Raw genomic sequence first — 25732 nt, forward strand, 5'->3', positions numbered from 1 at the left:
GTGAGTGAAACACGGAGCGGACCCCGTTGCCGTTTCATCAGCAAGGCGCGTGCCAATTGCGACGGCGAAACTCAAGCCACTGATATAATTTGATAAAATTATCTCTTCAGATTGAATTAACTGAAGGTGTGCGGATTTTCGCACACCATACTTGGCAAACAGTGCGGCTTGGCGCACAATTCGTCATGACCTCAAACATGCAATCTTCACTGGATCTGCCACCATCGTCTGTCAGACGCCGGGCATTCTGGCTGGTCTTCCTGTTGCTGTCGGTGCTCACACTTGCCGGCGCCCTCTTTTTCGCCGGCGAAGCGGGCATGCGCAGCGCTGTTTCGACGCTGTCCGACGATGTGACCGAAGATGCTGAACTGAAGCGCGCACTCTTGCAGGCAACGCTCGAACGTCCCCGTGCGCTGCCGCTGGTGCTTGCCGCCGATAGGCAGGTCAGCGGCGCGCTGGCCAACCCGACGGCCGAAGCGGTCGCAGGCCTGAACAGGAAACTCGAGGCGCTGGTCCTCGGCACGAAGACTGCGGTCATCTATGTCGTCGGTCGTGATGGCATCGCGATTGCGGCCAGCAATTGGCAGGAGCCCGACAGCTTCGTTGGCAATGACTACAATTTCCGCGAATATTTCACGCGTGGCATGTCCCTGGGGCGCGCCGAACAATATGCACTGGGCAATGTCAGCAAGCGGCCCGGCCTCTATCTGTCGCAACGGGTCAGCGATGAAAACGACGTCGCCGTAGGCATCGTGGTCGTCAAGGTCGAATTCGATGCACTTGAGCGTGACTGGGGCAAGACCGGCAGATCCACCTTCGTCACCGACAACCACGGCATCGTGCTGATCACCAGCCGGCCGGAATGGCGCTTCCTCAGCACCGATGACATTCCACCGCAGGAACGGGTTGCCGTGCGCGCAAGCCTGCAATTCGGCGAGGCCTCCCTAGAGCCGCTGCCGGTCTGGCAATTGATGGATCTCGATGGTCACCACATGGTGTCAACCGAACCGGGCGACGGCATGCCGCAACAGCCGCATATGTCCGTGACGCTGGATGTGCCCGGCACGCCGTGGAAGATGCATGTCTTCGCGCCGGCGGCAGATGTCATGACTGCGGGTATCTGGCAGGCCCGGCTTGCCGCACTCGTGGTCGTTCTCCCGCTGATCGCGCTGGCAGCAATTCTCTTCTATCGTCGCGGCAGGGCACTGCGCCGCCAGGCAGCCGAGCGAGCCGCCCGAGACGATCTGGAACGCAAGGTCACCGCCCGCACCAGCGAACTGACCACGGCAAGGGATAGGCTGCAGACCGAAATCAGCGAACACCGCTCGACGGAGACGCGCCTGCAGACCGTCCAGCATGAACTCGTGCAGGCCAACAGGCTTGCCATTCTCGGCCAAGTGGCGGCCGGCGTCGCCCACGAGATCAATCAGCCTGTTGCCACGATCCGCGCCTATGCCGACAACGCGCGCACCTATCTCACCCGGGGCGAAACCGCGCCGGCATCGGAAAACCTGAACGCCATCGGCGCCTTGACCGACCGGATCGGTGCCATCACCAACGAATTGCGCGGCTTCGCGCGGAAAGGACGCGCCGCCGCCGAGCCCGTGAGCCTGAAAACCGCCGTGGACGGTGCGCTGCTGCTCTTGCGCAGCCGCTTTGCCGGCAACCTCGATATGCTGAAGGTGCAGTCAATCCCCGAGGGCATCACTGTGTCGGCCAACCGCATCCGCCTGGAACAGGTACTGATCAACCTGCTGCAGAATGCCCTCGAAGCCGTGGACGGCCGCGCCAACGGCCGCATCTCCGTCAGTCTCGCCCCCGCAAACTCTGACGAGGTGGCAATTGCCATCGCCGACAACGGGCCGGGCATCCCGCCGGCAGTCCTCGAAAACCTGTTCACCCCGTTCAACACCTCAAAGGATAGTGGCCTCGGCCTGGGTCTTGTCATCTGCAAGGACATCGTCAGCGACTATGCAGGTCGCATCGATGTCGAAAGCACGACTGCCGGAACCGCCTTCACCGTCACCCTGAAGCGTGCCGGCCGATGAAAAAAGACACCAACATTATCCTTGTCGACGACGATGCCGCCCTGCGGCATGCCACCCGCCAGACGTTGGAGCTTGCCGGTTTCGCCGTGCGCGACGTTCCATCCGCTACCCAGGCGCTCGCCCTGCTTTCGCCCGACCTCGACGCCGTCGTCGTCACGGACATCCGCATGGCCGGCATGGACGGGCTGGAACTGTTCTCCCGTATCAAGGCCCTTGATCCCGAACTTCCGGTCCTTTTGATCACCGGCCATGGCGACATCGACATGGCGGTCCGGGCGATGCAGGACGGCGCCTATGATTTCATCGCCAAGCCGTTTGCCGCCGACCGCCTGGTGCAGAGCGTCAGCCGAGCCGCTGACATGCGCCGGCTGGTGATCGAGAACCGCCGCCTGCGTCAGGCGGCCGAGGCAAGCCAGGACGACCTGCCGTTGATCGGCCAGACGCCGGCAATGGAACATCTGCGCCAGACGCTACGCCAGATCGCCGACACCGATATCGATGTGCTGGTCGCCGGGGAGACCGGCAGCGGCAAGGAAGTCGTCGCCACGTTGCTGCATCGCTGGAGCCGGCGCAACCGCGGCAATTTCGTCGCACTGAACTGCGGCGCGCTACCGGAAACAGTGATCGAGAGCGAGCTATTTGGCCATGAAGCGGGTGCCTTTACCGGCGCCCAGAAGAAACGCATCGGCCGCATCGAACATGCCAGTGGCGGCACGTTGTTTCTTGATGAAATCGAAAGCATGCCGCCGGCGACCCAGGTCAAGATGCTGCGCGTCCTGGAAATGCGCGAAGTCACGCCCCTTGGCATAAACGACGTGCGGCCGGTCGACCTGCGTGTCGTCGCCGCCGCCAAGGTCAACCTCGGCAATCCGGCCGAGCGCGGTGATTTCCGCGAGGACCTCTATTATCGGCTCAATGTAGTGACTGTCTCGATCCCGCCGCTGCGTGAACGCCGCGCCGACATCCCCTTGTTGTTTTCGCATTTCACCGCCCGCGCCTCCGAACGTTTCAAGCGTGAGGTGCCGGTGCTGACCAGCGATATTGCCCGCCACCTCGACAGCCATGCTTGGCCCGGAAATGTCCGCGAACTCGCCCACTATGCCGAACGCGTGGTGCTCGGCATCACGCCGCCGCCGCAGACAGCTCTGGAACCTTCGGGCGCAACAGATGATCTCAGCCTGCCGGAACGCATGGAGCGCCATGAAGGCAACCTGATCCGCCAGGCGTTGCGCGACAATGACGGCGATGTGCGAAGGACGCTGGACGCCCTCGGTATTCCGCGCAAGACCTTCTACGACAAGCTGCAGCGCCACGGCATCAACCGCAACGACTATACCGACCAGGATTGAGACAGGCGCGATCCCACAGCGTCGCGGTCTTCATGCAATGGCGTCGATCGCGGCGATGACATCGTCTTCGATCTCGATGCCCTCGGCGCCGGCCGTGCGGGCAAGCCCCTGGCCACGGCGGCCCGGAATCCGCACGCCCTCCTGCCCGCCGATCTCGTCGGCCAACAGCGCCAGTCGGTCGAAGACGCCGGCCCCGCCAGTCGCTGTGGGATCGATCGCGATGATCGTCTGACCGAGCGCCACCGGCGGCCCCTTGTCGTCAAACAGCGACGAGGCCTCGAAGGCGTAGTTCGCCCCCGTGATCCCGGCCGACAGGATCTCGACCATCATGGCCAGCGCCGCCCCCTTGGCGCCGCCGAGCGGCGCCATCATGCCGGTCATCGCCACTTCGGCATCGGTTGTCGGATTGCCGTCGAGGTCAAACGCCCAGTCGTCGGGGATAGCCTCGCCCTTTTGCCGCGCCGCCATGATCTTGCCGCGGGCCACCTTGGAGATGGCAAGATCAACGGTGATCGGATCGCCGCCAGCGATCGGCACCGAAAAGGCGATCGGATTGGTGCCATAAAGCGCTTTCCTGCCGCCCCACGGCGCGATCGATGCCGGCGCATTGGCAAACATCATCGCGGCCAACCCCTGTTCGGCAAACCGCTCCACGGTCAGCCCCATCACGCCGGCATGATGGGACCGATAGATCGAGGCGATGGAGATGCCTTGCGCCTTGGCGATTTCCGGCAGATCGGCCACCGCCAGATCCAACGCCGGATAGGCAAAGCCGTTCATGGCATCGATCGCAAGCACGGAAGGGCGCGGGCGAACGGCGCGCGGGGCGACGCGCCCATCGACCTTGCCGGCCTTGGCCTGTGCAGAATAGGCCGGCACGCGGCGCAAACCATGACCACCCTGGCCGGCGGCTTCCGCACTGACAAGCGCCCGGGCAACCGATGCCGCGTTGGCGAGATCGACGCCGGAGCGCACGAGGGCGCCGACCACGAGGGACTGCGCTGCAACAAAGGAAAGCTTCATCCGAAATCCGTTACCGTGTTAGCCGCGCATCGCGGTTGCAAGCGCCGCAGCGCCCTTCATCAGCAGCCCGACATCGGAACTGGTGGCAAGGAACCGGATGCCTGCAGCCTTCGCCAGCGCGATCATCGCCGGGTCGCCGGTCATGATGCCGACCGGTATGCCGGCTGCGACGATCTTGCGGATCAGGGCATCAACGGCCGCCATGACTTCCGGGGCGGTCGACTGACCGGGGAAACCCATGTCGGCAGCCAGATCCGCAGGACCGATCAGGATTGCATCCACCCCTTCCGTGGCGATGATTGCGTCAGCATTGTCGATCCCCATTCGGCTTTCGATCTGAGCAATCAGGCAAATCTCGCCATTGGCGGTCTCGGCATAGTCGGAAATCCGGCCGAAATCCGATGCCCTGCCGAGACTTGCCCCCATGCCCCGCATACCCTGAGGCGGATAGCGGCATGCCTTGGCCAGCAGTTCCGCCTGCTCACCCGTCTCGACCATCGGGATCATCAGGGTCTGGGCGCCGACATCGAGCGCCTGCTTGATCAACCAGGGCTCACCGACGACAAGCCTGACCACCGCATGGGCCGGGTGCCGCGCCATCGCCGCAAGCTGGCTTGCGATCAGTGGAATATCGTTCGGCCCGTGCTCGCCATCGATCAACAGCCAGTCGAACCCGGCCCCGGCACAGACTTCGGCGACATGCGGACTGGCAAGGGCCACCCAGAGGCCAACCAACAGGGTATCGTTCGCGGCAAGAGCGCGTTTGAAAGTATTGACAGGTGCGGGCATGATTTTCAGAATCTCGTGAACAGATGGCCGCGACGATAGCGAAACCATCGGCCCTGTCCAAGACAAAACCCGGCCGCCCGCGCACCGCAATTGAATTCGCCGCAAGCCTCGTGGTAGGACGGCTCCTCTTGCCAGCGACGAAAGACCGCCATGCTTCCCTGGATACAACTCGACAGCGCCAGCATACCCGGCGGCGGCGAACTGCGCCTGAAACAGCGCGGCAGCGAGTTTTCCATCATGCTCGGCGCTAACGAACTGATGAACAGCCGCCTCAGCGGCTCGGAGGAAGCCTTGGCGACCCTGTCCTGGGATCGCATACGCAACACCAGGAATGCTCATGTCCTGATCGGCGGCCTCGGCATGGGCTTCACCCTGCGCGCGGCACTGGACGTCCTGCCGGACGATGCGAAGGTCACGGTTGCAGAACTGGTTCCGGGCGTCGTCGAATGGGCGCGCGGTCCGATGGCCGAAATCCACAAGGGCAGTCTCGACGATCCGCGCGTCAGCATCCATGTCGGCGATGTCGGCGCCCTTATCGCCAGGTCGCGCGACACATACGACGCCATCCTGCTCGACGTCGACAACGGCCCGGACGGCCTGACCCGCGCAGAAAACGACAGCCTCTACGATTTCACCGGCCTGCGCGCGACGAAAGCGGCCTTGCGCAAGAATGGGGTTCTCGCCGTCTGGTCCTCCGGTCCCGATCCGCGCTTTACCAAACGCCTGCGTGATATTGGCCTCTCCGCAGAAGAAGTCCCGACCCGTGCCAGCCGCAAGGGCGGCGGGGCAAAACATATGATCTGGCTTGCCGTCAACAGTATCGGCGCACCCGTCAGGCGCTGAGGCGGAGCATTACCCCCAGAGCGCCGCCGGCGGCACATGCATCGTCGAGCCATCGTAAACGATCGCCGCATCGCGATCCTTCGCCAGCAGCAACGGCCCGTCGAGATCGACGAACGCCGCCCCCTGGCCCACCAGGAACGCAGGCGCCATGGCCAGAGACGTGCCGACCATGCAGCCGATCATGATCTCGAATCCGGCGCCCAAGGCTGCATCGCGCATCAAAAGCGCCTCCGTCAGGCCACCGGTCTTGTCGAGCTTGATATTGACCGCATCATATTTACCCTTGAGCGCATCCAGCGAATGCCGGTCATGGCAGCTTTCGTCGGCGCAGACCGGCAGCACGCGCTCAAGCCCGAGCAGGGCATCGTCGGAACCGGCCGGAAACGGCTGCTCGACCAGCGTCACGCCAAGCTTCAGGAAGACCGGCGCCAGCGCCTTGTACTGATCGAGCGTCCAACCCTCGTTGGCATCGACGATGATCGCGGACTGAGGCGCACCGGACCGGACGGCTTCAATCCGTTCGATATCGCCCTCGCCACCCAGCTTGACCTTCAAAAGCGGTCTGCCCGCTTCCCGCTCGGCCGCTTCCCGCATGCTTTCCGGTGTTCCGAGCGACAGGGTGAATGTCGTCTGCAACGGCTTGGGTTCGCCAAGACCCGCAATCTGCCAGACGGGACTGCCCGCCCGTTTGGCCTCGAGATCCCAGAAAGCGCAGTCGAGCGCATTGCGGGCCGCACCGGGTTCCAGCCTGGATTGCAATCCGATACGATCGAGCCCTCCGGCAATCTCTTCCGAAAGGGCCGCAATCGCCTCGACCACGCCCTCGACCGTCTCGCCGTAACGCGCATAGGGTACGCATTCTCCGCGCCCGACATGCAAGCCATCGGTGAGCGTTACCGTCACTACACGGGCTTCGGTTCGCGACCCCCGCGAGATGGTGAAGGCACCGGCAATCGGAAAGATCTCGGGGCTGACGGTGAGCGTGACGGACATGGTGCGATGGTCTCCTCGGCGCCTTCGCCCTTGCTGCAAGGCTTTGTGCGAATCAGCGCTCTTGCATGAAGGGGCATTCCTTTCTATATCCCTCAACAATCGGACCGGTATCGGCAAATGGGCTTACCCCCTTTGGAATATGCCCTGATCCCGCAGAGTGGCGGTGAGAAACGGTCTTTCGAACACACAGAGACGAAGCCCGTGAACACGCTGGATTTTGACAAGAGACCGGAAGATACGCGCGTTGTCGTCGCCATGTCGGGCGGCGTCGACTCCTCCGTCGTGGCCGGCATCCTCAAACGCGAAGGCTATGATGTGCTCGGCATCACGCTGCAGCTCTACGATCATGGCGCAGCCGTCCACCGTGCAGGCTCCTGTTGCGCCGGTCAGGACATCGATGATGCCCGTCGCGTTTGCGAAACGCTCGGCATTCCGCATTACGTGCTCGACTACGAACAGCGCTTCCGCGACACGGTGATCAACCCGTTCATGGAAAGCTATGTCGCCGGCGAAACGCCGATCCCCTGCGTTGCCTGCAACCAGACCGTCAAGTTCGCCGATCTGCTGGCGACCGCCAAGGAGCTCGGCGCCGACGCGCTGGCCACCGGCCACTATATCCGATCCAAGTCGGTGCCTCTAGCCAACGATCCGAACCACCGCGCGCTGTACCGCCCGATCGACAACGAACGCGACCAGAGCTACTTCCTGTTTGCCACCACGCAGGAACAGATCGACTACCTGCGCTTTCCGCTCGGCCATCTGTCCAAGGCGGAAACACGGGCGCTCGCCGAAGAAATGGGCCTCGTCGTCGCCAAGAAGGCAGACAGCCAGGACATCTGTTTTGTGCCGCAGGGCAAATATGCCGATATCATCAACAAGCTGAAGCCGAATGCGGCTCTGGCCGGCGACATCGTGCATCTGGATGGCCGAATTCTCGGACAGCACGACGGCATCCTGCACTACACCATCGGCCAGCGAAAGGGCCTAGGCGTGGCCACCGGCGATCCGCTCTATGTCGTCTATCTCGACGCCCGTTCACGTCGCGTGATCGTCGGCCCGAAGGAAGCTCTCGAAACACACCGCGTCTATCTGCGCGACATCAACTGGCTCGGCGATTTCACCCTTGAGGAAGAAGCAGCCGATGGTTTTGCCTGCTTCGCCAAGGTCCGTTCCACGCGTCCGCCGACACCGGCAGTCCTGCATGCAGACGCAACCGGCGTTTACGTCGATCTCGAGATCGGTGAAGCCGGCGTCGCTCCCGGCCAGGCCTGCGTGCTCTATTCCGCCCCCGGCCCCGATGCCCGCGTCTACGGTGGCGGCTTCATCGAGCGCTCGGCCCGCTCCGAGAACGCGGAAGCTGCGCTGAAGGCACTTTTGGCAAGCCCGGTCGCCGCTTAAGGGCGGGAAAGAAAAAGGCAGTGAAAGCAGAGTTCTTTTTGCTTTCACTGCGCTTGACTTTGGTCGGAGCAACGCCTTATAAGCCGCCCAACGCTTCGGACGGCGGGCCGCAAAAGCCAATGATCCGAATGTGTGGCGGGATAGCTCAGGTGGTTAGAGCGTGGGATTCATAACCCCAAGGTCGGCGGTTCAAGTCCGCCTCCCGCTACCAAATCCACACAATCTCTACAGTTTTTAGTCCTGTCATCGGCACCACACGGCATTAAGCTGTCATCGACATGGTCGGGCACGAATTGTCCAACTGCGCGGTGAAGCCTAGGTTTGCTCACGATGGGTCTACGCGCCCACAGGGCAGACGCCTGTAGCCGCCGCATGCGAACTCACAATGTTCGGTGCCCCGCACCCCATTTCCGACGATGCGAGATCCGGTGTGTTAAGAAAACCTTTCGTTAAATTTTAAGTAATAAACTGGGCGGGACGAAGCGAGGTTTTGTTATGCGTACCGCTGTTGTTTCCGCCATTGGCGTCATGCTGATGCTGTCGGCCTGTGCCAAGCCCCCAAGCCAGACCCGCAATGCCTGCGCGATCTTCGAGCAGCGCGACGGGCTGTTCAACAATTGGCGCAGCGCAGCCCAGAAGGCCGAACGCGAATACGGCGTTCCGGTGCCGATCCTGATGGCGACGATCTACACGGAATCGAGTTTCCGGGCGAACGCGCGGCCGCCGCGCAAGAAGCTGCTCGGCTTCATTCCCTGGAAGCGCCAGTCGAGTGCCTATGGCTATTCACAGGCGCTTGACGGCACGTGGGAACGCTACCAGCGCGAAACCGGCCGCTGGGGCGCCCGCCGCACGGACTTCGGCGATGCCATGCAATTCATCGGCTGGTATCACCGCGAGAGCGCCTCGAAGACCGGCATCCCGCTGAACGACCCGTACAAGCTTTATCTGGCCTATCATTCCGGCCAGGCGGGCTATCTGCGCGGCGCCTACAAGAACCGCCCGGAAGCGCTGAATGGCGCCAAGCGCTTCACCAGCATCACATATACTTACGCCTCCCAGCTGAAGCAGTGCCCGGGCTGAGCAACCATCCTCCTGCACAAGTAGGCGTGAGGAGGATGAGGGGCAAACCCGGATAAAGCCCGGCAATCCGACAACAGCGCAAAACAAAAGAGGCAGGGCGCCGGCGCCCTGCCTCTTTTCGTTTCCGTCAAGCGCTGAACGCCTATTCGTATTGCGCCACAGCCTGGATGGCCGAGATCTGCCAGTCGGTGCCGGGACGTCGAACAAAGGTCCAGATCTCCGTCGATTCCGAAGGGTTCTGGTCGTCACCATTGATCAGCTTGCCGGACTGGCGATCGACGACATAGTCGATGCTCTCATAGCGCATGGCGACGGTCGCATAATCGATATCGCCTTCGCGCCAGGCTTCGGACACGTCACCCTGCACGAGATGCACGTCGCGAACCTCATTCTTGACGCCCTTGGTGGCATTCTCGCTGAGTTCCTCGGCGAGATAGGACATGGCTTCCGGCGTGGTGATCCGGCGGAGCGCGCTGTAGTCTTCTCGCGCATAACCCGCCTGCATCTGCTGCAGCAGCGTCTCGAAATATTCGAGATCCTTCTGCGCAATGCCGATCTCGTCGGTCTGACCCGGCTTGGCGGCCGAAGCCTGCGCGGCAGAACCGCCACCGATGCGCGGGATCTGGAACGAAGAACCCTGATTTTCACGCCCGTCATTGCGTGCCATGCCGCCGAAGCCGGATGTGTTGCCGCCATTCGGGCCACCCGAATAGGACGGCTGGCGATTGGCGAACATGCGCATGGCAAAGCGGATCAGGAAGAAGATCAGCACGCCCTGTAAAAGCAGGCCGAGGAAGCCGAAGCCGCCGCCGAAGCCAGAGCCCATCAGCATGCCGAACAGGCCGCCCATGAGCAGGCCGCCCATAAGGCCGCCGGCAAGACCGCCGAACAGACCGGGACGCTGGCCATTGCGGCTCTGCGCTGCCGTCTGGGTCGCACCCGGCTGCGTCGCATTGGTGCGAGGTGTCATCGTGCGCTCGATCGGAGCAGCCGTCGTCGGCGCCGTACGCGTGGCTGAGGGCGCGCTGAATGTGCGCGTTCCACGGCTACCGAAGCCACCGCTTGCCCGTCTCGCCTCGGCAAAATCCACGGCCATCAGCGTGACCATCATGCCAAGTGCGAGAGATGCAAAAATCTTACCGTAACGCCGCATCGCGTTTCCTACCCCTTTGTTATGTTTGTGAAGGCATTTACGCCCTTGGGCTTACATATGGAGACGGCCCAGCCCCTTTTGAAGGCCGGGCGGTCATATTTCCAATCAAAACAAAGTCAGCAGTTCAGGCACCCAGCCAGATCTTGATGATACCGCCGACAATCGTGATCGTCACGACGCCGGCCGCCCAGAGCCCGACGAACCACAGCAGGCGTGAGACAAGACCAGCCTTCGGCATCAATGGTAACCCTCGTCCGGATTGAGTTTTCCTCGGAAAACCCAATAGGCGTAAGCGGTGTAGCAGAGGATCATCGGCACCAGAACCAAGGCCCCGACCAGCAGGAAGGCCAGGCTTTCATCCGGCGCCGCCGCCTCCCAGATCGTCAGGGATGTCGGCACGATATAGGGATAGAAGCTGATCCCGATGCCGACATAGCCAAGTACGAAAAGTCCGAGCGATGCGAGAAATGGCAGTATGTCCCGCCCCTGCTTCAGCCCGGAAATGATCAGGTAGAGGCAGCCCAGCACCAGCAGCGGCACGACCACGGAAAAGATCATCGTCGGGAATCCGAACCAGCGATCGAGATAGAGCGGCTCGAGAAACGGCGTCCACAGACTGAAGATGCCCATGGCGCCAACCGTCGCGAAGGCGAGCTTGAAGGCGAACACCCTGCTCCGCTCTGCAAGATGGCCCTCGGTCTTCATCACCAGCCACGTCGCCCCGAGCAGGCCATAGCCGATGACCAGTGCTGCACCCGTCGCCAGCGAAAACGGCGTCAGCCAATCCCACCAGCCACCCGAATAGGCACGGTCGGTTACCGGAATGCCCTGCACCAGGGCACCGAGCGCCACCCCTTGGGAAAAGGCCGCGACCAGCGAGCCGCCGGCAAAGGCCCAGTTCCACAGATATTCGGCCCGGTTGGTGCGCCAGCGATATTCGAAGGCAACGCCACGGAAGATCAGGCCGAGCAGCATGATGATCAGCGGCGCGTAGAGCGCCGGTAGGATCGTCGCATAAGCGAGGGGAAAGACCGCAAGCAACCCGCCGCCGCCCAGCACCAGCCAGGTCTCGTTGCCATCCCAGACGGGCGCCACCGAATTCATCATCAGGTCCTTGTCGTGCTTTTCCGGAAAGAACGGAAACAGGATGCCGACGCCGAGATCGAAGCCGTCGAGAATGACATAGGCGAGCACGGCAAAGGCGATGATGCCGGCCCAGATGAAGGGAAGATCAATGGCCATGCTGGCCTCCATGGTGCCCGGTCTGGGCGGCTGGCGTGATGCCGGATGTGCGGATCGGTCCGTCATCGAGATCGGGCATCGGGTCGCGCGGCAGGCTCGCCATCAGTCGCAGGATGTAGAAAGTGCCTGCCCCGAAGACGATGAAGTAGACGATGATGAACGCGATCAGCGAAGCCGCGACCGCAGGGGCGGCTATCGGCGAAATAGAATCTGCGGTCAGCAGATGACCGTAGACCGTATAGGGCTGACGACCGACTTCGGTGGTGATCCAGCCGGCCAGTACCGCCACGAAGCCGGATGGCCCCATGATCAGAGCCACCCGATGCAGCCAGCGGTTCTCGTGAAGCGTCCCCCGCCAGCGACAGTAGAGGCTGAACAGGCCGACACCGAGCATGGCAAAACCGATGGCGACCATCACGCGAAACGACCAGAAAACGATCGAGACCGGCGGCTCCTTGTCGTCGGGGACGGTATCGAGGCCGGCCAGCGGCGCATTCAGCTCATGCTTCAGGATCAGGCTCGACAGCTTGGGGATTTCAACGGCGTAGTCGATCCGCTTTTCGGCCGTGTTCGGGATGCCGAACAGGATCAGCGGCGCACCCTCCGGATGGCTGTCGAAATGGCCTTCCATCGCCATCACCTTGACCGGCTGGTATTCCAGCGTGTTCAGGCCATGGGCGTCTCCGGCGAAGATCTGGATCGGCGCCACGATCGCGGCCATCCACATCGCCATCGAGAACATCGTCCCGGCACGGCGTGGCGCCGTATGCCTCAGCAGATGCCAGGCGCCGACCGCACCGACGACGAAGGCCGTGGTCAGATAGGCGGCGATCACCATATGCACCAGGCGATAGGGGAAGGAAGGATTGAAGACGATCTTCCACCAGTCGACCGGCACGAACTGGCCGACATCGTTAATCGCAAAGCCGGCGGGCGTCTGCATCCAGGAATTCACCGAGAGGATCCAGGTGGCCGAGATCAGCGTGCCGAAGGCAACCATCAGTGTAGCGAAGAAATGTAGACCCGGCCCGACCCGGTTACGTCCGAACAGCATGACACCAAGGAAGCCTGCCTCGAGGAAGAAGGCGGTCAGCACCTCGTAACCCATCAACGGCCCGATGACCGGCCCTGCCTTGTCGGAAAACACGCTCCAGTTTGTCCCGAACTGATAGGACATCACGATGCCCGAGACGACGCCCATGCCGAAGGCGACCGCAAAGATCGTCTTCCAGAAGTCGAAGAGTTCCAGATAGACCTTGTCCTTCTTCCACAGGTAGAGGCCTTCGAGGACAGCGAGATAGCTGGCGAGGCCGATGGAGAAGGCCGGGAAGATGATATGAAAAGAGACCGTGAACGCGAATTGCGCACGCGCCAGGATCTGGGCATCGAAGTTTTCGAACATGGCCTGCTGCGTCCTTCGTTGCTGCGCGAGGGAAATGGTCCTCGCGAGATGATAGACGTCAAATATAGCCTTGCATCGCATGTTCAATGCGACAACCCGCCATGCGTCAGTTCAACGCATATGATTTTCCTTATGTTATCGAAAATTGCCTGGCGACCGAAGCAGGAACGCAAACGGCGCGGGTTTGATCCCGCGCCGTTGATCTACCCGGTGAAACGAGCCGATCAATCGATGTTGAAGGTCAGCGGTTTGGCCTGCTTGATCGCCGGATTGGCGGTCAGCTGGGCGAGCACGGCCTGATCGATCGCACCATCGACATAGAGAAGCGCAATGGCGTCAGCGCCTTCCCTGTCGCGACCAAGCTGGAAGTTCGCGATATTGACCTTGGCATTGCCGAGCGTCGTGCCGATGAAGCCGATCATGCCGGGAACGTCGGTATTGGAGATGTAGATCATGTTGGTCCCGACATCGGCATCCATATTGATGCCCTTGATCTGGATGAAGCGCGGCTTGCCATCCGAGAACACTGTGCCGGCAACCGAGCGCGTCTGCTTTTCGGTCGTCACCGTCAGCTTGATGTAGCCATCATAGACGCCGGTCTTGTCGCGCTTGACCTCGGAGAGCACGATGCCCTTTTCCTTGATCATGATCGGAGCCGAAACCATGTTCACATCGGCAACCTGGCTGCGGATCAGACCGGCCAGCAGCGCAGACGTAAGCGCCTTGGTGTTCATGGTGGCGGTGACGCCGTCATAAAGGATCTCGATTTCCTTGATCGGGCTTTCCGTTACCTGGCCGGCAAACGAACCGAGCACGTCCGCCAGACGGATGAACGGCTTGAGCAGCGGCGCTTCTTCGGCCGTGATCGACGGCATGTTGATGGCGTTCGAGACTGCACCCTTGACCAGATAGTCCGACATCTGCTCGGCGACCTGCAAGGCAACGTTTTCCTGCGCTTCCGTGGTCGATGCACCAAGATGCGGCGTGCAGACGACGTTCGGCAGGCCGAACAGCGGGCTTTCCTTGGCAGGCTCGACCTCGAACACGTCGAAACCGGCGCCGGCAACGTGGCCGGACTTGATGGCTTCGGCAAGTGCTGCTTCATCGACGAGGCCGCCACGGGCGCAGTTGATGATGCGCACGCCCGGCTTGGTCTTGGCGAGATTTTCCTTGCCCAGAATCCCGCGGGTCTTGTCGGTCATCGGAACATGCAGCGTGATGAAGTCGGACTGGGCCAGCAATTCGTCGAGCTCGACCTTCGTGACACCCATTTCGCGGGCGCGCTCGTTCGACAGGAAGGGATCATAGGCCAGGACATGCATGCCAAGGCCGATCGCCTTCTTGCAGACGATGCCGCCGATATTGCCGGCACCGATCACGCCGAGGATCTTGCCGGTGATCTCGACACCCATGAACTTCGACTTTTCCCACTTGCCGGCCTGGGTCGAGGCGTCGGCCTGTGGCAACTGGCGCGCGACGGCAAACATCAGGGCGATGGCGTGCTCGGCGGTGGTGATCGAGTTGCCGAAGGGTGTGTTCATCACGATGATGCCGCGACGCGAGGCAGCCGGGATATCGACATTGTCGACGCCGATGCCGGCGCGACCGATGACCTTCAGATTGGTCGCAGCCGCGATCAGCTTTTCCGTCGCCTTGGTGGCGGATCGGATGGCAAGGCCGTCATAGTTGCCGATGATTTCTGCGAGCTTGTCCTTGTCCTTGCCGAGCTGCGGCTGGAAATCAACTTCGACGCCGCGATCGCGGAAGATCTGGACGGCGGTTTCCGACAGTTCGTCGGATACGAGAACGCGAGGTGCCATTACGAGGCCTCCTTCAGAGAGTTCGTTTCAATGAAAATGGTGGGATGCAAGGGCTCCGCCGACGCGGCGGAGCCGGAATTCGCTGTCAGGCCGCGGCCTTGGAAAGCGTCGCCTTCTGGGTCTGGTAGGCCCAGGTCAGCCACGGCATCAGGGCTTCCATGTCGGCGGTCTCGATCGTCGCTCCGGCCCAGATGCGCAGGCCCGCCGGCGCATCGCGATAGGCGCCGATGTCGAAGGCGATGCCCTGCTTGTCGAGCAGCGTCACCATGCCCTTGGCGAAAGCCGCCTGGGCGTCGGCGTCAAGCGCCAGCACGTCGGGGTCGGCAATCGTCAGGCAGACCGAGGTGTTCGAACGGGTTTCGTCGACCTTGGCGAGATTGGCGATCCAGTCGTTCTTTGCGACGAGGTCGAAGATCACCTTGGCATTGGCATCGGCACGCGCGATCAGAGCATTGAGGCCGCCGAGCGACTTCGCCCACTTCAGCGCATCGATATAGTCCTCGACGCAGAGCATAGACGGCGTGTTGATGGTTTCGCCGGTGAAGATGCCCTCGATGAGCTTGCCACCCGAGGTCATGCGGAAGATCTTCGGCAGCGGCCAGGCGGGCACATAGGTCGTCAGACGCTCGACGGCACGCGGGCTCAGGATGATCACACCGTGACCGCCCTCGCCGCCCAGAACCTTCTGCCAGGAAAAGGTGGTGACATCGAGCTTGGTGAAATCCATATCCTGCGCGAAAGCCGCCGAAGTGGCGTCGCAGATCGTCAGGCCCTTGCGGTCGGCCGGGATGAAGTCGGCATTGGGGACGCGAACGCCCGAGGTCGTGCCGTTCCAGGTGAAAACCACGTCACGGTCGAAATCGATGCTCGACAGATCAGGCAGTTCGCCATAGCCGGCTTCAATCTTGCGGACGTCCTTGAGCTTCAGCTGCTTGACGACGTCGGTAACCCAGCCGGCGCCGAAGCTTTCCCAGGCGACCATGTCGACGCCACGCTCGCCAAGCAGCGACCACATGGCCATTTCAACGGCGCCCGTATCGGAGGCCGGTACGATGCCGATGCGATAGTCCGCCGGCACGTTGAGAATTTCACGGGTGAGGTCGATGGCCAGCTTCAGCTTGTCCTTGCCAACCTTGGCGCGGTGAGAACGACCGAGCGGGGCATCGGACAGCGCATCGAGCGACCAACCGGGACGCTTCGAGCAGGGGCCAGAAGAAAAATGCGAATTTGCCGGACGCAATGCCGGCGCGGCGATATCAACCATGTCAAACTACCCTTCCAGGTATATGGCCTCTCGTTGGGGAGAGGTGTCCCGCCGTCGGAACTATCCTCAAGCGGAGACGTCGTCAAGACGGTGAATGTCGCAATCGGCTAATTTTTTGCCGCGACCGGATCGTGCTCCTTCGGTGAGTTGCGCCCTTTGGCCCCGCTACTCGAATTCATCCATGGATTTCGGCGTGGGCAGAAGACTGAGAAAACGCGCAAGGACGAGCAGTGTCATCAGAAGACCGACAAATGCCTGAGCCGAGAACGCAATGACCGCAAGATCATGCTGAGGCTGGTAGCGATCCGCGCCGAAGGAGAGCATGAGCAACATGCTTTCACGAAACATCTCGACGAATGTCGGACTGGGATTGAGCAATTGCAGTCGCCCGTCGCGATACAGGTAGACATATATGACGCCGAACCAGCAGATTACCTCAAAATAATTATGAAGGAGCAGCAAAACAATTCTTCGGTATCCGCGGATCAAATAGTCTCGACCGGAGAGTTTCGCGCGATATTCGTCAAACAGGAGTACATTCACCTGATAGATGAAAATCTCAAAAATTCGAAACGACCCATAGATGGAGACGAATTCGAGAACGAAATTCGAGTCCAGTGCCATGCGCGCCGAGGATACATAAAGCGCCACCAGCGATGCCAGCGCATTTAAAAATACGTATATCTCGACGAAGATGAAACTGCGTCTCAGCCGCGGCACAAGGCGCACAATCTCAAAAAGCGATATCCGAGCCAGAACGAGGAAGATTCGCGACCAGAAGCTGACGATCCAGCTCCGCGGCAATGGGGGACCATTTAAAGACATCGACAGGCTCCGCGGCAGAGTCGAATAAGGCCCGGATTGACGAACAATCCGGGCCTCGGGAAACGTATCGGTATCGTGTTTTACTTGTAGACGATTTCCTGCGGCGGAGGCTCGAAGGCCACCGGCTGGGCGCAGCCGCCGAACATGTAGCGGGCACCGGCATGCAGTTCGTGGCTGTAGAAGCCCTTGTCGGAGCCAGGACCGCCGTTCTGTTCGTAGCCGAACATCGCACCACCGAGGGTGTGACGGAAGCGGTAGCCGACATCGGCCTTGACGTTGCAGGTCACATCGATCGATGCACCGGCCATCAGCTGATAGGCGAAGCGCCAGCTGCCGCGACCACCATGTTCCACGGTCGTGTCGCAGCCGCTGCCATCGTCGGCGCAGGACGTGTTGTTGAGATTGTCCCAGCGGACGTAGGAGCCACCGATACCGGCACCGACATACGGCGTGAAATAGGCATAGTTGCCGAGGTCGATATAGGCATTGGCCATCAGCGTGTAGGCGCGCAGGGCAGACAGGTCTTCAGAGGTACAGGCGGTGACGCAAGCGCCAAAGCCGGCGCCGCTGCCGGTTGTCGATCCGCGGAAATCCGACTTGTTCATGTAGTCGAATGTCAGATCGGTGCGCAGGTAGCTGTTGACCTGGTAGCCGATACCGGCGCCGATCGTGAAGCTGTCCTTGAGATCGACATCGTCGAAATCCGAAACCAGGGCATTGGAACCCTGATAGAATTCCGCGCCGCGCAGGCGGTTGAAGCTGTAGCCGAGATCACCGCGCAGGTACCAGCCGGAGGCTTCGGCAACGGCGACTTCCGGTGCATCCATAATGGGCTGCGGTTCAGGCTGAAAAACATCTGCGGAATAGGCTGCCGAGCTTGCCAGCAATGTAGCCGCAGCAACAGCGAAAAAGGTCATCTTCATGGCGGGATACTCCAAAAATCCAGCTTTGTGCATCAGGCCAGCACACGCCGATAACCTGATCTCGGATGGATAATGGATTGGAAAAGTTAAGTTCGGCTTAACTACGGTTGTTAACCTTGACCCTTTGCAATCTGTTTACCACGAAGTTTCGATATCTTCTTTGCAATCTCGGATTTGCTTGCCGCACAGAGAACAAAAAGAAAGCGGGCGAGAAAAACCTCGCCCGCCTCGCACCTGACAGCTTGTCGTGTTTGCGACGGCTTCACCCGGCGCGACGATACTCGTGCAATACCGCAGCATCGTGATGCGACGCATGGCCGAGTGTGAACTGGCCCAGGCGCTGATCCATTTCCGTGGCCTCGCTGGCGAGCTTGTGAATGGCGGCCGTCGTTTCCTCGACCATGGCCGCGTTCTGCTGGGTCATGACATCGAGCTGGTTCACCGAACCGTTGATATCGCCGAGCGTCTGCGCTTCCTCGCGGGTCGATTCCATGATTTCGCTGATCCGGCCGTTGATTGCCAGAACATGCGACCCGATGCCGTCGAGTGCCGCCCCTGCCCGCTCGACCAGCTTGACGCCCTGGTCGACTTCCGTCGTCGACTTGGCCAGCAGGCTGGCGATCTGCTTGGCGGCATTCGACGAGCGCTGCGCCAGTTCGCGCACTTCCTGCGCGACGACAGCAAAGCCCTTGCCGCTTTCGCCTGCTCGCGCCGCCTCAACGCCTGCGTTGAGCGCCAGAAGGTTGGTCTGGAAGGCAATCTCGTCGATCACCGAGATGATCTTGTTGATCTCCTGCGACGAGCCCTGGATCGCCTCCATCGCCGCAATCGTGTCGCGCATGATCGTACCCGACGTCTCTGTATCGTCCTTTGCCGCACGGGCAATCTTGTTGGCGTCTTCGGCTCGTGAAATCTGCACCTTCACCGCACCGGTGATCTCCTTGATCGCGTTGGCGGCCTGGGAAATCGCCACGGCCTGGCGTTCGGTACGCTCGGCCAGTTGATCGGCGCCGGAGCGCATTTCCTGCGACCCTTCGCGCACGGCAACCGAATTGCCGCCAATGCCGCTGAGCGTATTGCTCAGCGTCAGGATTGCCTTGTTGAAATTGCTTCTGAGGCTTTCAAGCTCGGCCGGGAAACGCTGTTCGATCTGGAAGGCGAGATCGCCGCCGGCGAGCCGGTCGAGGCTTTCGTCCAGCGTCTGCACGACGGCCTGCAGCGATTGCGCCTCGCTGTCGCGCTCCGCCATGCGCTGGCGACGCTCCTGATCAACACGTTCACGCTCCTCACGACGCTCTGCGGACTGCCGCTGCTGTTCTATCAGGCCCTGGCGGAACCGCTCCAGCGCACGCGCCATGCTGCCGATTTCATCGCCACGATCCTGGTTTGCAACCGGCTCGTCGATCTTGCCGTCGGCAACAGCACCGGTGAATGCGGCAAGCCGCTTGAGCGGCGCAAACAGCCGATTGGTCAGGACACCGGTGGCTGCGGCCAGAAGCACCAGCGCGACCAGCCCCGTAATGGTCAGGATGGTTGCGATTTCCAGCGAACCGGCGTCGATTTCAGCCAGGGTCATGCTTTCCGTCACAATGAAATCCTGGCCCGCGAACGACACCTTGCGGCCATAGGCCTGGGCTGCGCCATCCGTGCGTTCGACCGTCTGGATGGTGACACCGTCGGCCGCGGCCTTGAAGTCAGCCTTGATGTCGGTCAACTGGCCGGACGACGACAGGCCGATACCTGTGCCATCCGAAGACAGGATGGAAGCCTGCTGGCTACTGCCCGCGGCAATACCCTTGGTCAGCAGGTTGACCAGCGCGTCGGCCTTGACGGCAAACAGGATCGAACCCTTGTAGGCGCCGAGTTTGACGATCGGAACGGCGAAATAGATATCTGGCGAAGCCGCATCGGCGCCAATGCTCAGACCGGAGAAGCTCACGGCTGCCACATCGTCCACGGCCTTGGCAGCCGCTTCGACGCTGCGCGCATAGGCCTTTCCGAGCCCCGCTTCGGCCAAAGCGCCCTTGGTGGCATTTTCGGCAAAGGCCGGACCCTTCTGGTAGCTGTAGACGATATTGCCGTTCTGATCGGCGATCAGCATGTCGTCAAAGCTGGTCTGCGCCAGATAGCCGCCGACCTGTGCCTGCGTCGTTTCATGGGTAGAATAATAAAAACCGCTCGGCCCTTCCGGTTTCAGCAGCTTTTCGCGCTCGGTGGGCGGATTGGGATTTTCCGTCACGAAGACGCGCTGCAACTCTGCCTTGGCATCCCCTGAATTCTTGGTGATCGTGTTCCAGCCGCTCTTCAGGCCGGTCAGCGACTGCTGCAGCGTTTCGATCTTGGCAATCGAGGCCGCCTGGTTCTGCAACTCGCTCAACTGCTGCACCAGCATGTCGCCGCGGAAGATCAAAGTACTCGCCATCGCCCTCTCCGTCTGCGCCTGGAAGACACTGTTCGATGTGCGATAGGCGAAGACATTCAATAAGGCGACGGTGACAAATGTCAGGACGAGAAAGATGGCGATGACTTTAAACGACAGCGAATTGAAACGAGCAGCCATGGTTGATCCCACTGGACATGCCGCAGAACGCGAGGCGACTGCTGCATCTCTCTAGAGAAAAAAACGATCGCATCGCCGGCGGCGACGGACCTCTCCTCTGTTGGCAGGCAGCATTCACTTCGAGTTTTTAATCAGGCGTTAAAACGTCAATGCAGAAACGGGTTTTTTGACGATAAAGCCGCTAGGCCGCTTGAAATATGCTGTTGCGCACCTCGGCGAACAACTCGACCGAACGAAGCCGGGCCGAAATGTCGTGGATCGGCATCGATATGATCAGTTCGTCGGGTCTGACCTCGGACAGGAAATCATCAAGCTTGGCGCGCGCGGTCTTGGGCGATCCAACGATGGCATAGCGCAAGGTATGCTCCACCGTGATCTGCTCCATATCGGTCCAGTAGCCCTCCATCGCCATCGGTCGCGGGAAGGGTCGCCGGATGTTGCGCCGCAGGTTGACGAACTGCTGCTGTGCCGAGGTGAACAGATGCTGCGCCGTTTCATCGTCTTCAGCGATCGCGCCCATCACGCCGGCAATCACATAGGGCTTTTGCAGCGACGCCGAAGGCTGGAAGCGCTCGCGATAGATGTGAACAGCGTCGATAAGCTGGTCGGGCGCAAAATGCGAGGCGAAGGCATACGGCAATCCGAGGGCCGCCGCGAGATGCGCGCTGTAAAGGCTGGAGCCGAGGATCCACAAGGGCACATGGCTGCGCGTGCCGGGCACCGCCAGCAAGTCATGCTCTTCTGCCGGCTCTCCCAGCAAGCGCTGCAACTCGATGATATCATGCGGGAAGCTCTCGGTGCCGGCCTCGAGGTTGCGACGCAAGGCCCTTGCAGTGCGCATGTCCGTTCCCGGCGCGCGACCAAGCCCGAGATCGACGCGGCCAGGAAACAATGCCTCCAGCGTGCCGAACTGTTCGGCAATCACCAACGGCGAGTGGTTCGGCAGCATGATACCGCCGGAACCGATGCGGATCGTCCTTGTCGCGGCGCCGACATGGGCGATCACGATCGAGGTCGCCGCGCTGGCAATGCCCGGCATGCCATGATGCTCGGCAAGCCAGAACCGCAGATATCCATTGGCCTCGGCCGCCTGGGCCATCAGGCGCGATGCGTCAAGCGCCTCGGAAACCGAGTGGCCTTCCGCGATCGGCGAGAGGTCGAGAATGGAAAAAGGGATCATGCCGCATATCCTGCATTGAAGCTGTCCAACCAATGTAGGCACGATCGCTTCACGCCCCAAGGCTGGATCGTAATAAAACACAACAAACAACGATGTTTTTGTTTTGTTCACATTTCACTGGCACAGATGCGGCCATTCGAACTAGGGTTTCTCATGACCAGCACGATTCGCATCATCGGCATTGACCCGGGCCTCCGCCGCTGTGGCTGGGGTGTCATCGAGACGCTTGGAAATTCATTGCGCTTCGTCGCCTCCGGCACGGTTACCTCCGATGGCGACATGGATCTTGCCTCCCGTCTGTGCCAGTTGCATGACGGCCTGGCCGAAGTCGTGCATGCCTATCAGCCGCACGAGGCGGCCGTCGAGCAGACCTTTGTCAACAAGGATGCGGTGGCGACCCTGAAGCTCGGGCAGGCGCGCGGCATCGCCATGCTCGTCCCCGCCCGCGCCGGCCTGCCGGTTGCCGAATACGCCCCCAACGCCGTCAAGAAAGCGGTCATCGGGGTCGGTCACGGCGACAAGAAACAGATCCACATGATGCTGAAAATCCTGATGCCCAAGGCCGAATTCAAGGGCAATGACGCAGCCGATGCGTTGGCCATTGCCATCTGCCATGCCCACAATCGCGGCGGCGACCGCATGCGCAAGGTCCTGGCCAGCGCCTGATTTGTTCTTGACTTGTTCCGAAAGTAAGAATATTTCTTACTTACTGCACGAGGGCATTCAGATGCGCGTTACATCCAAGGGTCAGGTGACCATTCCTCGCGACCTTCGCGAACTCCTCGGCATCGCGCCGAATAGCGAAGTCGTTTTCGCGATCGAAAACGGAAAGCTTACCCTTGCGCCCAAGGACGGCACCCAGAAACGTGAGGATCGCGATCGTCTGGATCGCTTCATGCAAGCGCTCGACCGCCTCGAGGGAACCGGCGATCCGGCAATCGACGCGGAAACGTTGATGACGATGACACGGGATCGCTGATCCATGGCGGTCTTGGTGGACACGAATGTTCTCGTCGATCTGGCGGTTCGCGATCCGGTCTGGCTGCGCTGGTCGCGGGCGGCACTCGCCCGCTTCGCGACGAATGAAACGCTCCTGATCAATCCGGTCATCTATGCCGAGTTTTCCGTTCGATATTCCGATGTCGACGAGGTTGAATCCCTTCTGCCTGAATCGACGTTCCGACGGGAGGGCATCCCTTGGCTCGCGGCCTTTGCCGCAGGTGTCGCATTCCGCCGCTACCACGTGGCCGGAGGTGTTCGCCAGCAGGTGTTGCCGGATTTCCTTATCGGCGCCCATGCCGCGATCCGTGGCTATTCCATCCTGACGCGCGACCCGAAAGGCTATCGCACCTATTTCCCGAGCGTCCCGCTCATTACACCCGAAACCCACCCCCTCTAACGCTGGCGCAATGGACCTCTCATGATCGGTAAACTCAAAGGCACCATCGATGAAATCGGCGACGACCATGTTCTCGTCGACGTGCATGGCGTCTGCTACGTCGCCCATTGCTCGTCGCGCACCCTTGGCCGGCTCGGATCGCCCGGCGAGGCCGTGGTCCTGTTCATCGAAACCTATGTCCGCGAAGACCAGTTGAAGCTCTTCGGCTTCATGAGCGCGCTGGAACGCGAATGGTTCAACCTGCTGCAGAGCGTCCAGGGTGTCGGCGCCAAGGTCGCGCTGGCAGTGCTGTCGACGCTGACGCCCGGGGAACTCGCCAATGCGATTGCGCTGCAGGACAAGACCTCGGTATCGCGCGCGCCGGGCGTCGGCCCGAAGGTCGCCGTCCGCATCGTCACCGAGCTGAAGAACAAGGCTCCGGCCTTTGCAGGCGAGGCCTCTGCCAATATCGGCCTGAAGCAGGAGATTGGCGAGGGCGTGGCATCGGCCCCGGTTGCCGACGCCGTCTCGGCACTGACCAATCTCGGCTATTCGCGCGACCAGGCGGCCAATGCCGTGGCCGCCGCCTTGAAGAACGGTGGCGAGGGCGCCGACAGCGCCAAGCTGATCCGGCTCGGGCTGAAGGAATTGTCGCGTTAGCCGATTGCACACATTGTCACGCCTTACTATTCTATCTTTGTAAGGCGAAAGGGAGCGGGAAATGGGTTCCAACATTACGATCACCTCCAAGGGACAATTGACGATCCCCAAGGACCTCCGCGAGCAACTGAACGTTAGACCGGGTGACAAGTGCTACGCATGGGTGCGCAACGGAGAACTGGTCATCATCCCGCGCAACAAGTCGGTTCGCGACCTCGCAGGTATACTTGGCGAGCCCCCGGCTGGGCCGTTGTCGCCAGAAGAAGACATTGATGACGTGATCATGGATGCCGCTGTGGAGCGGTTTGAAAGAGCCAATACGCGAAGCAGACACGGATGAGCGAGCGCCTTGGCATCGACACCAATGTTCTGCTGCGGCTCGCCATCCAGGACGACACCGAACAGATGGGCGCCGTCGCAGGCCTGCTGGATCGCCTCGCGGCTGACGATACATTGTTCGTCAATCTCTCGGTGATCCTGGAAGCAAACTGGGTTTTGAGACGCAAATATCGCTATCCGAAGGAACGGGTCCTCGATTTCGTTCAAGCCATACTGGAACGACGTGAATTTGAGGTTGCATCCTATGAGGCTGTTGGCAATGCCGTACATTTCTGCCGGATGTTCAACGTGGATTTCGCCGATGCCCTGCTGAGCGAATTGAACCGGCTCGACGGTTGCAGCAGAACAATGACCTTCGACAAAAAGGCCGCCAGCCGCGTGCCCGGAATGGAACTTCTCGCATGAGCATATCGAACCCCATCCTGGCCCCGGAAAAACGCGGCGAAGACATCGACACGGCACTGCGGCCGCAGTCGCTCGACGAATTCACCGGCCAGGCAGAAGCGCGGGCCAACCTGAAGATCTTTATCGAAGCGGCGAAAAACCGCGGCGAAGCGCTCGACCATGTGCTCTTCGTCGGACCGCCCGGCCTCGGCAAGACCACGCTGGCGCAGATCATGGCCAAGGAGCTCGGCGTCAACTTCCGCTCGACCTCCGGCCCGGTGATCGCCAAGGCCGGTGACCTGGCGGCCCTCTTGACCAATCTTGAGGAACGCGACGTCCTGTTCATCGACGAAATCCATCGCCTGAGCCCCGCCGTCGAGGAAATCCTTTATCCTGCCATGGAGGACTTCCAGCTCGACCTGATCATCGGCGAAGGTCCGGCGGCGCGATCGGTCAAAATCGACCTGTCGAAGTTCACGCTCGTCGCAGCGACCACCCGCCTTGGCCTGCTGACCACGCCACTGCGCGACCGTTTCGGCATTCCGGTACGCCTCGCCTTCTACACCGTCGAGGAACTGGAACTGATCGTGCGCCGCGGTGCCCGCCTGATGGGGCTAGGCATGACCGACGACGGTGCGCGCGAAATCGCCCGCCGTGCCCGCGGCACCCCACGCATCGCCGGCCGCCTGCTGCGCCGGGTGCGCGACTTTGCCGAAGTTGCCCGCGCCGAAGCCGTAACCCGGGAAATCGCCGATGAGGCGCTGACCCGCCTTCTGGTCGATAACATGGGCTTAGACCAGCTCGACAAGCGCTACCTCAACATGATCGCGGTGAATTTTGGCGGTGGTCCCGTCGGCATCGAGACGATCGCGGCCGGCCTTTCCGAACCCCGCGACGCCATCGAGGACATCATCGAGCCCTATATGATCCAGCAGGGCTTCATCCAGCGCACGCCGCGCGGTCGCGTCCTGACCGCCAATGCCTGGAAACATCTCGGCATGCAGCCTCCGAAGGATCTTGAAGCCGCGCAATTCCGCCTGACCCTCGAAGACGAATAGACGCACGCGGCACCGCACGGA

Annotated in this window: 24 protein-coding genes and 1 tRNA gene; 13 read left to right on the forward strand and 12 right to left on the reverse strand. The window is 61.2% G+C overall.

The window, feature by feature from the left end:
- The first annotated feature begins 197 nt into the window (after positions 1-197).
- Both IM739_RS16945 and IM739_RS16950 read left to right on the forward strand, forming a co-directional pair.
- Positions 198-2048 carry a sensor histidine kinase gene (locus IM739_RS16945; protein WP_237368853.1) on the forward strand — a complete coding sequence of 617 codons (1851 nt, stop codon included), beginning with the start codon at positions 198-200 and terminating at the stop codon, positions 2046-2048.
- On the forward strand, positions 2045-3397 hold the full coding sequence (locus tag IM739_RS16950; protein WP_237368854.1) for a sigma-54-dependent transcriptional regulator: 1353 nt from the start codon (positions 2045-2047) through the stop codon (positions 3395-3397). Before IM739_RS16945 ends, IM739_RS16950 begins: the two co-directional genes overlap by 4 nt.
- Positions 3398-3427: 30 nt before the next feature.
- On the opposite strand, the gene IM739_RS16955 is transcribed toward IM739_RS16950, so the two are convergent.
- Both IM739_RS16955 and IM739_RS16960 read right to left on the reverse strand, forming a co-directional pair.
- Entirely contained in the window at positions 3428-4420 is a 993-nt protein-coding gene (locus IM739_RS16955; protein ID WP_237368855.1) for an Ldh family oxidoreductase, read from the reverse strand.
- Between the two features lie 18 nt (positions 4421-4438).
- Positions 4439-5209 carry an HpcH/HpaI aldolase family protein gene (locus IM739_RS16960; RefSeq protein ID WP_237368856.1) on the reverse strand — a complete coding sequence of 257 codons (771 nt, stop codon included), beginning with the start codon at positions 5207-5209 and terminating at the stop codon, positions 4439-4441.
- A gap of 150 nt (positions 5210-5359) precedes the next feature.
- Here IM739_RS16960 and IM739_RS16965 point away from each other — a divergent pair, with 150 nt between their 5' ends.
- Complete coding sequence (locus IM739_RS16965; protein WP_237368857.1) at positions 5360-6052, forward strand: spermidine synthase; 693 nt, start codon at positions 5360-5362, stop codon at positions 6050-6052.
- 9 nt (positions 6053-6061) lie between these two features.
- Here IM739_RS16965 and dgcA read toward each other — a convergent pair whose 3' ends face one another.
- Positions 6062-7045 carry an N-acetyl-D-Glu racemase DgcA gene (dgcA, locus tag IM739_RS16970; protein ID WP_237368858.1) on the reverse strand — a complete coding sequence of 328 codons (984 nt, stop codon included), beginning with the start codon at positions 7043-7045 and terminating at the stop codon, positions 6062-6064.
- A 201-nt stretch (positions 7046-7246) separates the two neighbouring features.
- Between dgcA and mnmA the strand changes: the two genes are divergently transcribed.
- The 3 genes from mnmA to IM739_RS16985 all read left to right on the forward strand — a co-directional run bounded on the left by mnmA (position 7247) and on the right by IM739_RS16985 (position 9523).
- Positions 7247-8443, forward strand: a complete 1197-nt coding sequence (gene mnmA / locus IM739_RS16975; RefSeq protein ID WP_237368859.1) for a tRNA 2-thiouridine(34) synthase MnmA — start codon at positions 7247-7249, stop codon at positions 8441-8443.
- 134 nt (positions 8444-8577) lie between these two features.
- Positions 8578-8654, forward strand: a tRNA-Met gene (locus IM739_RS16980).
- A 284-nt stretch (positions 8655-8938) separates the two neighbouring features.
- The gene (locus IM739_RS16985; RefSeq protein WP_237368860.1) at positions 8939-9523 is read left to right on the forward strand and encodes a transglycosylase SLT domain-containing protein; all 585 of its coding nucleotides are present in this window, start codon (positions 8939-8941) and stop codon (positions 9521-9523) included.
- A gap of 142 nt (positions 9524-9665) precedes the next feature.
- Here the strand turns inward: IM739_RS16985 and IM739_RS16990 are convergent, their stop codons facing one another.
- The 9 genes from IM739_RS16990 to IM739_RS17030 form a co-directional block, all read right to left on the reverse strand.
- Complete coding sequence (locus IM739_RS16990; RefSeq protein ID WP_237368861.1) at positions 9666-10676, reverse strand: Tim44 domain-containing protein; 1011 nt, start codon at positions 10674-10676, stop codon at positions 9666-9668.
- Positions 10677-10913: 237 nt separating this feature from the next.
- Positions 10914-11918, reverse strand: a complete 1005-nt coding sequence (gene cydB, locus IM739_RS16995; protein ID WP_237368862.1) for a cytochrome d ubiquinol oxidase subunit II — start codon at positions 11916-11918, stop codon at positions 10914-10916.
- A complete protein-coding gene (locus IM739_RS17000; protein ID WP_237368863.1) occupies positions 11908-13320 on the reverse strand; it encodes a cytochrome ubiquinol oxidase subunit I in 1413 nt (470 codons plus the stop codon). Before IM739_RS17000 ends, cydB begins: the two co-directional genes overlap by 11 nt.
- A gap of 224 nt (positions 13321-13544) precedes the next feature.
- Positions 13545-15140, reverse strand: a complete 1596-nt coding sequence (serA, locus tag IM739_RS17005; RefSeq protein WP_237368864.1) for a phosphoglycerate dehydrogenase — start codon at positions 15138-15140, stop codon at positions 13545-13547.
- Between the two features lie 85 nt (positions 15141-15225).
- Positions 15226-16404: a phosphoserine transaminase gene (locus IM739_RS17010; RefSeq protein ID WP_237368865.1), complete on the reverse strand. Its 1179-nt coding sequence runs from the start codon at positions 16402-16404 to the stop codon at positions 15226-15228.
- A gap of 165 nt (positions 16405-16569) precedes the next feature.
- Complete coding sequence (locus IM739_RS17015) at positions 16570-17229, reverse strand: hypothetical protein (RefSeq protein ID WP_237368866.1); 660 nt, start codon at positions 17227-17229, stop codon at positions 16570-16572.
- An 80-nt stretch (positions 17230-17309) separates the two neighbouring features.
- Positions 17310-18152 (reverse strand): outer membrane protein, encoded by an 843-nt coding sequence (locus IM739_RS17020; RefSeq protein WP_237368867.1) that lies wholly within the window; start codon positions 18150-18152, stop codon positions 17310-17312.
- A gap of 262 nt (positions 18153-18414) precedes the next feature.
- Positions 18415-20712, reverse strand: coding sequence for a methyl-accepting chemotaxis protein (locus IM739_RS17025; RefSeq protein WP_237368868.1), 2298 nt, complete (start codon positions 20710-20712; stop codon positions 18415-18417).
- Positions 20713-20893: 181 nt separating this feature from the next.
- A complete protein-coding gene (locus tag IM739_RS17030) occupies positions 20894-21892 on the reverse strand; it encodes an LLM class flavin-dependent oxidoreductase (protein ID WP_237368869.1) in 999 nt (332 codons plus the stop codon).
- Positions 21893-22045: 153 nt separating this feature from the next.
- On the opposite strand from IM739_RS17030, the gene ruvC reads away from it, so the two are divergent.
- From ruvC to ruvB, 7 genes are all read left to right on the forward strand, one after another.
- Positions 22046-22558 carry a crossover junction endodeoxyribonuclease RuvC gene (gene ruvC, locus IM739_RS17035; protein WP_237368870.1) on the forward strand — a complete coding sequence of 171 codons (513 nt, stop codon included), beginning with the start codon at positions 22046-22048 and terminating at the stop codon, positions 22556-22558.
- Between the two features lie 61 nt (positions 22559-22619).
- A complete protein-coding gene (locus tag IM739_RS17040) occupies positions 22620-22871 on the forward strand; it encodes an AbrB/MazE/SpoVT family DNA-binding domain-containing protein (protein ID WP_237368871.1) in 252 nt (83 codons plus the stop codon).
- Positions 22872-22874: 3 nt separating this feature from the next.
- Positions 22875-23291, forward strand: coding sequence for a type II toxin-antitoxin system VapC family toxin (locus IM739_RS17045; RefSeq protein WP_237368872.1), 417 nt, complete (start codon positions 22875-22877; stop codon positions 23289-23291).
- Between the two features lie 21 nt (positions 23292-23312).
- Entirely contained in the window at positions 23313-23930 is a 618-nt protein-coding gene (gene ruvA, locus IM739_RS17050) for a Holliday junction branch migration protein RuvA (RefSeq protein WP_237368873.1), read from the forward strand.
- Positions 23931-23991: 61 nt separating this feature from the next.
- Complete coding sequence (locus tag IM739_RS17055) at positions 23992-24270, forward strand: AbrB/MazE/SpoVT family DNA-binding domain-containing protein (protein WP_237368874.1); 279 nt, start codon at positions 23992-23994, stop codon at positions 24268-24270.
- Positions 24267-24674: a PIN domain-containing protein gene (locus IM739_RS17060; protein ID WP_237368875.1), complete on the forward strand. Its 408-nt coding sequence runs from the start codon at positions 24267-24269 to the stop codon at positions 24672-24674. Before IM739_RS17055 ends, IM739_RS17060 begins: the two co-directional genes overlap by 4 nt.
- On the forward strand, positions 24671-25711 hold the full coding sequence (gene ruvB / locus IM739_RS17065) for a Holliday junction branch migration DNA helicase RuvB (protein ID WP_113142081.1): 1041 nt from the start codon (positions 24671-24673) through the stop codon (positions 25709-25711). The genes IM739_RS17060 and ruvB overlap by 4 nt, the downstream gene beginning before the upstream one ends.
- Positions 25712-25732 lie beyond the last annotated feature (21 nt).

It is taken from the genome of Rhizobium sp. SL42 (assembly GCF_021729845.1).
Taxonomy (GTDB): domain Bacteria; phylum Pseudomonadota; class Alphaproteobacteria; order Rhizobiales; family Rhizobiaceae; genus Allorhizobium.